We start from the raw sequence: 12,201 nt of genomic DNA, 5'->3' as shown, positions 1-12,201 counted from the left end.
CCAAAGGATATATAGGTGATCATATTAAAAATGAGAAAAATATGACCTTGCTAGCTTTAAGTAAGAACCCTTACCCAAAAGATTTAAGAAACTGAATCAGTAAGCATCGAAGACGTATAGAAACTACATTATCACTGGCCTCGGTAATATCATTACACAAATTTCAAGGATTCAAATTTATATGACCACAGCCATTGTCGCCTTTGTACTTCACAACTTCTTCGTTATGCTCTACCCATACAAAAAAGATTAAACCACACACCAAAAGAGATAACGGCAAACCAGCGTTACCTCCTTTTTCTTTCTAGATTATCCAAATAATCTTTTAATTTTTGTATTGAATTGTATTGAAAAAAATTTTAAATCAATATAGCATGATACATAGATATCTTAGTCCATTCGGCCGAATACTTTAACTTCTCTCAAAGGATGTGAATAAAAGTATGCAACACAATGAACTTCATGATTTAGTTTTAAAAACTCAGCCTAATATCTGTCAAATTTCAGCTATCAAAAATAACTATTTAGTCTATAGTGATAGCTGGAATAACGCAGTCACTACTGATAATTTTCATATTGCCTCAGCAACTAAAAGTATAATCTCTCTACTTATAGGCATCGCTATGGATCAAAAACTTATTCAAAACGTAGACCAAAAAGTATTAGATTTCTTCCCTAATTATACCATCAAACGCAGTGAAAAAACCATTAGTCAAGTCACCCTTAAACATTTACTCACGATGACAGCCCCTTACAAATACAAGTCCGAACCTTGGACTAAAGTGTGTACAAGTAACGACTGGACCAAAGCCACTTTGGACCTTTTAGGCGGCAGAGCTGGTATTACCGGCAAATTTAAATATGCTACTCTAGGCATTCAAATACTTAGCGCCATCATCACAAAGGCCAGCCATATGACAACTCTAGAATTCGCTAATAAGTTCCTCTTTGCGCCTCTAGGCATTAAGCCATGCACGGCATTTACCGTCCAAAACAAAGAAGAACATATTCAATTTGTTACAGACAAATCTCCCAAAGCAAACTCTTGGTTCTGTGACCCTCAAGGCATTTCAGCTGCTGGTTTCGGCCTCTCTTTATCAGCTGAAGATATGGTAAAAATCGGTGCACTTTGCCTTAATCAAGGCACATATCATAGTAAGCAAATTATTTCTTCTAATTGGATCCATCAAATGACCACACCTTATATTCACTGCAATGAACGTTTCAATCATATGCATTATGGTTACTTATGGTGGATTATAAATCCAGAAAAATCTATTTATGCCGCTATTGGTGATAGCGGTAATGTAATCTATGTAAATTCTACTACCCATACAGCCATAGCTATCACTGCCACCTTTAAACCAGCCGTTTTAGACCGCATCCAATTTATAGAGGAACATATTGAACCTTTCCTAGAGATCCTTTAGAAAGTCAAAAAGCCTTGCGGCTAGCTACCCATAGGTACACTCTTCGCAAGGCTTCTTCTATTTTCAACTCACTATTCTTCTTAATATAAATTCTTAATGCATTATAAATTAACTCTTTCTATTTCTGCTAATAATCCATTGATATCATTTTCATCTGGATGGATTTCACCCTCAGCAAGTTTCTCCTTAATACCCTCAAATATTTCAGGCTTCATATCTTTAATCTTAGCCTTCATTGTATCCGAAACTTTACCTTGGCACATATAAGCCCCTACAATTGTATTAGAATCTGGAACAACTACTTTTACACTATTTAAAATCTCATCAAAATATTCCTTGGTATTGTTATATCCTGCTGTGCCAAATATAAATACCTTTTTACCTGAAAGCTTTTCTATAAATCCCTTAATATCCTCACCACAAGAATTCCTAGTGGCCCAAAATCCCACAAATACATTTTCAGCCTCAAGTGCCTCATCACAAGGCTTTCCACAATACTGCGCCCCCACCTTATCACAAATAGCATCCGCTAACTTTCTTGTATTACCAGTTACACTACTATAAACAACTGCATTTTTCATATTTGCCTCCTCGTATTTTCACAATTAAATTATGCTATTAGCATACCCCAATTAACCTATTAACTTTCTACTATGTACAAAAATATCATTTAAATGTTATACTATTAATAGCAGTAATAATGGTACTATTTATACAATTTTTCATATATTCCCTACATAATAACTTCCAAAGTAACTGTTCAGTCGCTATCTAAAATCAGAGGTAAATTTCTGATTAGAAAACATAAATATACAATAGAAAGTGAAATTTCTTCGTTTTATGTATATTTACACGAAAATTATTCAATTTACTTAATCATTATAGGCATGGCTGAATAGTTACCTTCCAAATATTATTTCTAATAACTCATCAGGTGATGAAAATAGTTTTTTAAAATTTTCTGTGTATTCCTTTCTCTGAGTTTCATTATAAAAAATAGCCTTACTAATGAGTTCTTCTACATAATCTTTGTGACTCTGATAAACTTTTTCTAATTTAAATATTTCCTTTGATCGATTAATCCTATGATAAATTAAGTTCACTTATTTTATCCATATCTCTACCAGATTTTAGTTCCACATACACCTAATATTTTTCTATTAAACTTACCAATTGTTATATTCACAGTAAACTCAGAAATTTTTTTCAAGCTGTTGTTTTGTGAAACGACTTTCCCTTATAAAAACAATAAATATAGGTTTCACCATTCAATAGTCATAGAGTTAACTTTATCTTCTGCCTTTGTTGTTATAAGGACACCTTTTTTAACTGCCTTTAAAATATCATTAGCATAATCCAATACATCTACATCTTTTTTCATAAAACTATCTCCCCTTAAAATTTTATTATCTTTATTCTATATTCTTTTTTATTACATCTAGTTTGTATAAGCTTATTATATAGCTTACTCACTTTTTAGTTAGCACCTTACTAAAGGACTCATTAGAAGTCAGATTAAAAATTATAAATATCAATCAATTTTAATCATTAAAATTCCAATCTCTTAATACCACATAATTCCAAAGACCAGTTACATGCTGATTCGCAACCTTAAGGTCGCTCTCTTTTCTACCCTTATACAAATGAAAGCAACTTATAAACAAAATGTAACTGTAAAGCTATTCGTCTACGTCTCAGAATAATCCGTGTCTATAGCACACTGTATGATGTAGTCAGGATATTCCTTCTGAACAGCATCCACTACCTGTCGGTAAGTGGCAATTCTATCTGGTGAATCAAAACTTACTACCGCATCGAACCGAATTGTATTTTTTTCTTTATTCACAAAAAAACCATGCATTTCCAAGATATGCTCAATTCCCAACACTATTTGCCTGATATTTTCTCTAATCCTAACAGCATATTCATCCTTTGTGTTGATTGAGTACACCCCGATTGCGGTAAGGTAAACATAGTGTTTTCTATAAACTTCAAATGTAATGGAACGAATTAATTCGTCTAATTGGTCTGCGGAAAATATATCCGGAACTTCAATATGGATAGAACCGCTATATGCATCCGGTCCATAATTATTAAGTACCAAGTCATATGCTCCTTCCACCTCTTTAAAGCTGGTTACCGTTTTCTTTATCGCCTTTGCAAGTTCGGGATCTGCACGCTCTCCCAAAATCTGTGAAAGTGTGTCTTTAATCATTACGATTCCGGACTTAATAATAACAACAGAGATAATGATACCAAGCCAGGCCTCCAGCGATAATCCGAAAATAATATAAATGAGTGCAGCAACAAGAGTCGATGCTGATATGATTGAATCCAGAGTAGCATCCTGTCCGGAATTTATAAGCGAACCAGAATTGTATTTTTCACCATGTTTCTTAACATATCGTCCTAGAAGAATTTTAACAATAACACCCACAATTATGATCACAAGTGCAACCCGTGAATACTTTGGTAGCTCTGGAGACAATATACTTTTTGCTGACTCAATAAATGATGTAATTCCTGCATAAAGAACAATAAGTGAGATAATCAGCGCACTTAAGTATTCCACACGCCCATAGCCGAAGGGATGTTTTTTGTCTGCATGCTTACTGGCAAGCTTCGTTCCCACGATCGTAATGATTGAAGAAGCAGCATCGGAAATATTGTTTACAGCATCCATAACAATCGCAATAGAATTGGACATAACTCCAATCACTGTTTTGAATACAGCCAGAAACACATTAGCCACGATTCCTATTATACTTGTCTTTATAATCTTTTTGTCCCTATCCATAACCTCCTTATTGCTTTCAATATTCATCAGCTCTAGTGCTTCTTTTGCGTTGCCCATAATCTAGCCTCCCAAAATAATATAGTTCAATACTTATTATGATAATTTGGTATCAAAATTATACTATAACATATACCCTGCCCCCTAATAAATAGAATTCTCTACGTAATATATATTACCTGAATCCGTGAAGTTGCTTCTAAATAATTACCAGCTTGTCAAATGCAAGCTGGTGTTATGTAAGCGGTAAATAGTTCGTACCTCGAAAACTAGTAGTTTTTTGAGACAATGATATAGAACAATAACAGTAACATGACTAAAAAAGCATGGTGTATTGCGAATAACATTAACGAAAAACAATTCTTTTACTGGCAAAGGCATGTACGCATGCAGCTTATTCAAGAATTAGAGCCAACATCAACTTTAGCATATACTATAAACGAGCAAAATTAGTTCCAATAATTTTCCAGTACGATTTTGAGCAAAATAAAAAACATTTATGACATCTCTTGATATAATTAAGTCGACAAAAACCATAATCATAAGGAGATTACATAAATGTTTAATAACTTTATTAAAACACTTAAGCAACATGAACTTGACTTGGTGACAGTCAAGGGTAAGACCTATTATACATATACCTATCTTGGTAGAATTAATGGATTCAAAAAGGTAAAGATTATTATGCGTTGACCTGAAAATGCGCTTTGGAATAAGCATGTTTTAAAATGTTTTATTAGTCTAGATACTGAACTGTCTACTAAACAGATTTTAAATCATTATCTTAAAAGATGGCCTATTGAAACATTTTTTAGAGAAACAAAAAGACGATTAGGCTTTGATAAATATCAGATTCATACAATAAGAGGAATAAAACGATATATGTGCTTATTGATGCTATGCTATCTATACTGCGAACTAGAAGTTCAAGGCGTGTCATTAGGATTTAGTAAGGGATTAAATCATGCTAGAAATGAAGTGAAACGCCTTGAAATAACTTGGATTTATGAGCAAGCGATAAAAGAGATTTCAATTTAAATTGGAATATTATCCCTTTAATCTTTTGGTAATTAATTCCCCTCGTTCTTTAATTTGAGTACTTAAGCTCAAGTTATGATAAATATATGGATTAGGATATTCTTTTAGACTACCAATAGTACCCACTTCTGTATCTATACATAGTCCATTATTAATCTTAGCTGTAGGTAAACCCTCAATATCAATTTGCTTGTTAATATTGAATTCTTTGTTGATATTCTCATATTTGCTTTTCAAATTGCTATCATCAAAAATATTTGTAAATGTTGTATTAATAGTATTATTTTTAGCATAAGTTGCTCCTATAATAGATGTGGTAATTAATGTAGATAATATTAAACTGGCTGTAATCCACCCTTTCTTTTTTAGGTTCATTATTATTAATTCTAAATTCTCCACCCACTTACTCTAGCACCACAATTTTAAATTATCTTTCTTTTTTTGTCCCTCAGTATAGTTAAAAAAAAGCTGGGGCTGTGTAGGGTGCTATGCTACCTTCGGAGTAATTTGCTGATAGTCTTAATGAAAATAATCAATGCGGTTTTTAGGATAAGTGTCCGAGCATAGCACGGTAAAACGAGTGCTGCGAGTTCTCATCCGCCCATTTGACTATCAAGCCTAAACTATCATAAATTACGTAGAGTGCAGCTAGCATTCCTCACAGCCCCCAGCGGGCCTCTTTTTCGCAATCCTCTCTCTAGCCTTTCACTGCCCCAGCAGCTACACCCTTAATGATGTATTTCTGGCAACATAGATAAAAGATAATGATTGGAATAATTGCAAGTACTAACATAGCCATCATAGCACCCATATCGATAGAGCCATAACCGCCTTTTAAGTACTGAATAGCAATAGGAATAGTTTTATAATCATTCCCTATAAGTAAGTATGGTAATAAGTAGTCATTCCAGATCCACATTGTATTTAAGATGGCTACTGTAATCATAATCGGTTTAAGCATTGGTAATACCACTTGGAAAAAAGTTTGTACTGGTGTGCCTCCATCAATTAAAGCAGCTTCTTCTACTTCAATAGGTACAGATTTTACAAAACCACAGAACATAAATGCTGAAAGTCCTGCCCCAAATCCTAGATAAACTAAAATAATACCAATAGGATTATCAAGTTTTAAAGTATTAGCCACCTTTGTTAACGTAAACATCACCATTTGGAATGGTACAATCATTGAGAAAGCAAAAAGATAATATAATCCTTTTGAAAACTTATCATCAATTCTTGTAATATACCAAGCCGTCATAGCCGTTAAAAGCACAATGACTGATACAGAAAAAACTGTAATAAAAACGCTATATCCAAAAGCACTTAAAAATCCTGTACGTGTAAGCCCTGTAATATAATTGGTAATGCCTGAAAATGTTCCTACTGTAGGTAATTTAAATGGTGCAGCACTAATATAAAATTTGCCTTTAAATGAATTCATAAGTACAACTAAGATTGGCATGAGAAATAAAATACTTAAAGCAAGTGTAAACACAAATAAAATCCATTCTCCGATTTTGCTGGCTATTTTATTCATTATTGCTCAACCTCCTTGCTTCTTGTAAGTAATAACTGTGGCAGTGTAATCAGTGCAACAAGTATAAAGAAGATTACGGCTTTCGCCTGACCAACACCTTCCCAGCCGACTTTGCCATAGAAAGTATTAAAAATGTCTAAAGCTAACATAGATGTTCTATTAGCTGGATCACCAGCAGTTAATGCTAAGTTTTGGTCAAAAAGCTTAAATGAATTAGACACAGTTAAGAACATACAAATTGTAATAGATGGCATCACAAGTGGAATTGTAATGCTTCTTAAGATGCGCCATAATGTTGCCCCATCTATTTTAGCTGCTTCAATTAAAGTATCTGGCACACTTTGAATACCCGCAATATAAATAATCATCATATAACCAATCATTTGCCAGTTCATTAACACCACAAGTCCCCAAAAACCATAAGATGGACTATATGTAAGGGTTACTGACCAATGTTGTAAGAAACCATTGATAATGAGCTTCCATATATAACCAAGCACGATACCACCAATTAAGTTCGGCATAAAGAAGATTGTACGAAATAAATTAGTGCCTCTAAATCCCTTTGTCAGTAAAAGTGCCAATGCAAAAGCAAAAATATTAATAGAAAGCACTGAAACAATAGCAAATCTAGCTGTAAACCAAAGTGCACTTAAAAAATCCTTATTTGAAAAAGCTTTAATATAATTGCCGATACCTACCCATTTAGCATCTGTAACAGTTGTAAATTTAGTAAAAGAAAGGTATCCACCTAATACAAAAGGTACAATGAACGCTACAGTAAATGCAATCAGTGTAGGTAATACAAATAACGGAAAGTATCTTTTTAGAATTTTTTCCACAGCCCTCTCCCCCTTAATCTATTAATAATTTGTATAAAAAAGTAGGCCAGTAGCCGACCTACTTCTTTTATACAGTTAGGATTTATTCAGCTTTAGCTGCAACTTCTGATGCCCACGCATCTTTAACTGTTTTTTCTACTGCTTGCCAGTCTTCTTGGCCTTGTGCATAAGAAACAAGCCCATCACCAAATGTATTTTTGAAATCTTCACTCGGGAAACAACTAAATGTCCATGGTACTAATTTCACACCATCTTTACTCATCCAATTTAATACTTCTTTAGCAAGTGGATCAGCTGGTTTTTCAGCTTCTGTAAATGTATTAAATGGTGCAATGAATTTTAAATCATTTGTGACATAAGCTTTACCTTTTTCACTTGAAAAAAGCCATTCAAGAAATGCAATTGAAGCATCTTGTTGTTCCTTGGAAACTTTACTATTGATCGCAAAATAGTTTTCTGTGCCAATGCAAAGACCTTGAGATTCTTCACCTTGTATACCTGTATAGATTGGTAAGTATTTAATATTATCCTCTGTAACTGTATTGCCATCTACACCACTAATTTGTCCCCAAGCCCAGTTACCATTTTGAACCATTGCAACTTTACCAAGTGCAAATTCAGCCATAGAATCATCTACAGATTTACTGCTAAGCATTGCTGGCTCTGTACAAGAGTTATTCATATATAAATCAAAGATATTTTTGTAGTTTTGACTATATTTGAAATCAACTGTTTTAGCATCAAGCCCTGCTAAAATTGAATTATCAAAGTTTACATTTTCAGAAAACTCATAGTAGAACGGTATATTTGCAAGATGTGTCTGCCATCTCCATTGTTCACCTGCCCCAAGTGAAGTAGACGCAAATACCCCTTCAATTCCTAATTCATCTTTATGAGCTGTCATATCTGTAACTACTTTTGATAATGTATCAAAGTTATTAATTTGATCCATGCTGCTAATATCTACTGCTTTGTTCGTTAGACTAAAATATTGCTGCATGATTGCATCATTATAGATAATGCCATAACCTTCTACAACATATGGAATACCATAAATGTTACCTTCACTGCTTACTGCTAAACTTTGATCTGTTAAGTAGCTATAGAGTTTCGTATCTTTTAAGTCAGCACAATAATCTTTCCAGTTTTGATAACCTACAGGACCATTAATTTGGAAAATCGTTGGTGGCTCTGATTTTGCTATTTCAGATTTAAGAGTGGTCTCATATGTACCACTTGCTGCAGTCACTACTTTTACTTTAACTCCTGTTTCTGCTTCATAATCTGCTGTGATTTTATCATAAATTTCTGCGCTTTCAGGTTTAAAGTTTAAGAAATAAATCTCTCCGCCATTTGCTGCTACACTTGTTTCTGTAGAGCCGCCACATCCTGCAAGCATACTCATAAGCATTGTACTACCTAATACTGCACTAAATACGCGTTTCATTTTCATGAAATTACCCCTTTCAACTTTAAAATTTTTAAAGTTCAAGATGTCATTGTGCCTGTTCCAAAAGGCCTGGAAACGATTCTAAGCAGCGTATAAAAAATATGTCTTTCCGACTGACATCTTATCCACTTGTTTATTTGTATGATACATACCTTAACTTTTATTAATGATTTTGATAAATTTTAATATTTTTTCGCTTAATTATAACTATTTCATAAAACACAAAAGAAGATGGACAGTGTCTCATCTTCTTTTTACTTTAACTGGCTTTCTTTAATTTAAAAATATGATAAATATTAATGATAATAATAATCGCGTTAGCAATAGCGACTGGATATGCACCCACGCCTATACCATAAATAATAAATAAAATACATCCTATGGTATTAATAACTCTTATCCTATGAATATCTGTCATAAGCAGAGAAATTGCAATCATTGCTGAAGCACTATACCCTACCCATTCAATCCATGGTACATTAAACATATTTCTTCATCCTATCTATTTACCCCCACCCTTAGTATACCGACTTTTTTACATTTTATTTATCATAGTTCTGTTTATTCTTTACATTGCATGGTTGCTGTTACTCTTTCTTCTTGTATATATGTAACTGCTTTATAAACAAAATAGCACAAAAAGTAAGTTACTTTAAAAGCAATGTTATTAAGTTAACATTGTGTTAGAAACGCACTCTTTAGAAAAAAGAAGTTGAAGATTCATTTCTTCAACTTCTTTTCTATTTTTAGGCACTATAAATAGATAGATTTGCATCTGTCTCAAAATTTCTATTCAATTATAAAAATTTATGCTACCCTATAAAAGAAACTATGAAAAATCTTGATAGTTAAGTGTCGTTTTCTATGCCTATCAGGCCTTATAGGAATAAAATTTTTTGCAATTATATCTTCTACATTTTTTGTAAAGCATTATGTTCATTTTTTTCTTTAGACTTTTGTATTACTACATCATGATAAATAGAATGATTTATATTATACAATGCATTTATATGCAGAAGATTTGGTTTTCTTCCATCTTTTCCAGAATGAAAGTAACTCCCTTTTTGTTCTATACATGAACCTATTTTAAATACTATTACTTAGCTTATTTTCTACATAACTGGCTTAATAACACCAATTAATTTGCCCATAACTCTAAAATCATCATCTTCAATGACAATTGGACGATATTTAGGGTTTTCACTTACTAAAAGAATATGATCTTCTTCTTGTACAATACGTTTAAGCGTTGTGGCCCCATTATAATAAACTGCCGCAATTTCATTATTATTTACAGCACCTGCTTGAATGATAACATAATCCCCATCATTAATCTGGGCATTAATCATACTATCCCCTTGTACATGAAGCATATAGGTACCACGCTTATTGTTTACAAGTTCTCCTGGAATTTCAAAACGTTCACTAATCTCATCTACAACCTCAATAGGCTGACCAGCGGCAATATCAGAAGCATAAAGTGGCAGCTGTGCTACGCTCTCTTGCTTCACTTCATCAATATAAGTTTCCCCTGCACTTGTATCCTTTTGGAATACAGTTTCTACGCCTGTAAGTTTATTCACATATTTATAAGTTTCTACATACCAAGGTAAATTACCTATATAGGCATTATTTTGAAAACTCATTTGCACGCCTTCAATTGGCTTAATGCCCTTTATACTACGGCTTTGTTTTGGAGTTTGTGACTTTTTCTTACGTGCCATTTCAGCCATAAAGATTTCAAGAGGTGTTAAAACCGCTTTTTTAAGCTGTTTGGCTTTACTTTTCTTAGACCCTCTAAGCTGACGCATACGTCCTGTCATATTAAAGCCAACTTGTTTAAAAGTCTGTCCGCGTTTAAGCCAAGTTATACGTGCCTCACAAGGATTTTTGTCCATTAAAAATAAAAGTTCTCCCCCATAATGAATCGCTTTTAAAACTTGAAGCTGCACTTTTGTCAGCATATGACTATCATCTATAATGAGATGTTTATAAGATTTTTTTAGATTTTCACTAGCTTCTAAAACCTTTGCTTGTAATGCTAATTTTAAAATTTGATTTTTTGCTACAAGCTGTTTGTCTACGTTTTCTTTAATTGCCCAAAGCGCACATCTTCCTCTACCGTTTTTAGGTAACTTCACAGCGCAGCCTTTACGTGCTGCTACCCCATAATCTTCTAAACGTGTATAACCACAGCTATTTATCCAATTTAATTCATCACAAATAAAAGCCATACCTGCTTCGTTTAAAAACTTCGCTCTAGGGTATTGCTTCTTTACTTCAATAATAGCTGTTTGTAAAACATCTACATCTATCTCTTCTAATACTTCACCTTTATAAGTTCCAAAAAGTAATTCATAAAGCTGCATCATAAGCGAATCAATGCTTAAAATCTCAGTCTTACATCCTTCACTTTCAAATAAACTCATAGTTTGTCTATTATACTCTGCTTCAAAAAGTTCTGCTGCACTTTTGCATTCGGTGCTGTTTGCTGCTACAAATAGCATTTCATCTTCACATTTATGATTTACTAAATAAATCATCCGCCCGATGCCCATAGTCGTTTTCCCTGTATGCTTTTCTCCTCTGATAACAGCTTGTCTTGTGTGACGTTGTGCTACAAATTTTTGTTGTGATTTTGTAAGCTTTAGCATTTTTTCCTCCTTATGTATTTTACCGTACATTATTCTATCTTTCTATTATACAAATTTCTTATGAGACTTTCAAGCAAGTATTATTCTTAATATTTATAAAAATATTTAATTTTTCGATATATATAGCAAATCCAAATCCCTTTGTGCAAAGCGAACAGCTGCTTAATATTAAATCATGTCCCCAAAACAGAAAGTCCACAACCAAGGCACAACAAGTCCAGCTTAACTTATTACAAGAAAAGCTTAATGCATTAAATAATCAAAAGGCAACCTTAAAAGCTCAAGCACTAAAAAGCAACTTAAAAATAAAGTGCAAACCAAATTACAAAACACTTCACCAGATGAGGATGCTTCAGAACTTAAAACTGAAATACTAAGTCATCTAATGACATCAGATGATGCTTCATCTAATACTACTGAACCCAACATACAAATCATTTAGAATACTTAGACACG

The 12,201-nt window shown here is 33.2% G+C and carries 12 protein-coding genes; 4 read left to right on the top strand and 8 right to left on the bottom strand.

Annotated features, from left to right (window positions below):
* The first annotated feature begins 443 nt into the window (after positions 1–443).
* Positions 444–1,430: a serine hydrolase domain-containing protein gene (locus JCM14822_RS12325; protein ID WP_054742687.1), complete on the top strand. Its 987-nt coding sequence runs from the start codon at positions 444–446 to the stop codon at positions 1,428–1,430.
* Between the two features lie 101 nt (positions 1,431–1,531).
* On the opposite strand, the gene JCM14822_RS12320 is transcribed toward JCM14822_RS12325, so the two are convergent.
* Together JCM14822_RS12320 and JCM14822_RS12310 are read right to left on the bottom strand one after the other, a co-directional pair.
* A complete protein-coding gene (locus tag JCM14822_RS12320) occupies positions 1,532–2,011 on the bottom strand; it encodes a flavodoxin family protein (protein ID WP_054742686.1) in 480 nt (159 codons plus the stop codon).
* A 1,106-nt stretch (positions 2,012–3,117) separates the two neighbouring features.
* The gene (locus JCM14822_RS12310) at positions 3,118–4,284 is read right to left on the bottom strand and encodes a cation diffusion facilitator family transporter (protein ID WP_242861504.1); all 1,167 of its coding nucleotides are present in this window, start codon (positions 4,282–4,284) and stop codon (positions 3,118–3,120) included.
* Positions 4,285–4,536: 252 nt separating this feature from the next.
* Between JCM14822_RS12310 and JCM14822_RS25055 the strand changes: the two genes are divergently transcribed.
* From JCM14822_RS25055 to JCM14822_RS22635, 3 genes are all read left to right on the top strand, one after another.
* A complete protein-coding gene (locus tag JCM14822_RS25055; protein WP_408606203.1) occupies positions 4,537–4,677 on the top strand; it encodes a hypothetical protein in 141 nt (46 codons plus the stop codon).
* Positions 4,678–4,782: 105 nt separating this feature from the next.
* Positions 4,783–4,917 carry a hypothetical protein gene (locus JCM14822_RS22640; RefSeq protein ID WP_278287220.1) on the top strand — a complete coding sequence of 45 codons (135 nt, stop codon included), beginning with the start codon at positions 4,783–4,785 and terminating at the stop codon, positions 4,915–4,917.
* Positions 4,918–4,959: 42 nt separating this feature from the next.
* Entirely contained in the window at positions 4,960–5,262 is a 303-nt protein-coding gene (locus tag JCM14822_RS22635) for a transposase (protein WP_083461433.1), read from the top strand.
* A 9-nt stretch (positions 5,263–5,271) separates the two neighbouring features.
* On the opposite strand, the gene JCM14822_RS12305 is transcribed toward JCM14822_RS22635, so the two are convergent.
* From JCM14822_RS12305 to JCM14822_RS12280, 6 genes are all read right to left on the bottom strand, one after another.
* Positions 5,272–5,661, bottom strand: a complete 390-nt coding sequence (locus JCM14822_RS12305) for a hypothetical protein (RefSeq protein ID WP_157047741.1) — start codon at positions 5,659–5,661, stop codon at positions 5,272–5,274.
* Between the two features lie 298 nt (positions 5,662–5,959).
* Complete coding sequence (locus JCM14822_RS12300; protein WP_054742683.1) at positions 5,960–6,799, bottom strand: carbohydrate ABC transporter permease; 840 nt, start codon at positions 6,797–6,799, stop codon at positions 5,960–5,962.
* Positions 6,799–7,641, bottom strand: coding sequence for a carbohydrate ABC transporter permease (locus JCM14822_RS12295; protein WP_054742682.1), 843 nt, complete (start codon positions 7,639–7,641; stop codon positions 6,799–6,801). Before JCM14822_RS12295 ends, JCM14822_RS12300 begins: the two co-directional genes overlap by 1 nt.
* An 82-nt stretch (positions 7,642–7,723) precedes the next feature.
* Entirely contained in the window at positions 7,724–9,094 is a 1,371-nt protein-coding gene (locus JCM14822_RS12290) for an ABC transporter substrate-binding protein (RefSeq protein WP_054742681.1), read from the bottom strand.
* 256 nt (positions 9,095–9,350) lie between these two features.
* On the bottom strand, positions 9,351–9,578 hold the full coding sequence (locus JCM14822_RS12285; RefSeq protein ID WP_054742680.1) for a YgjV family protein: 228 nt from the start codon (positions 9,576–9,578) through the stop codon (positions 9,351–9,353).
* A 625-nt stretch (positions 9,579–10,203) separates the two neighbouring features.
* Entirely contained in the window at positions 10,204–11,745 is a 1,542-nt protein-coding gene (locus JCM14822_RS12280; protein ID WP_054742679.1) for a LexA family protein, read from the bottom strand.
* Positions 11,746–12,201: the final 456 nt, after the last annotated feature.

It is taken from the genome of Cellulosilyticum ruminicola JCM 14822, assembly GCF_001311925.1.
Taxonomy (GTDB): domain Bacteria; phylum Bacillota; class Clostridia; order Lachnospirales; family Cellulosilyticaceae; genus Cellulosilyticum; species Cellulosilyticum ruminicola.
The sequence above is the reverse complement of the archived record's forward strand: the minus strand, read 5'-3'. Positions and strand labels throughout refer to the sequence as shown.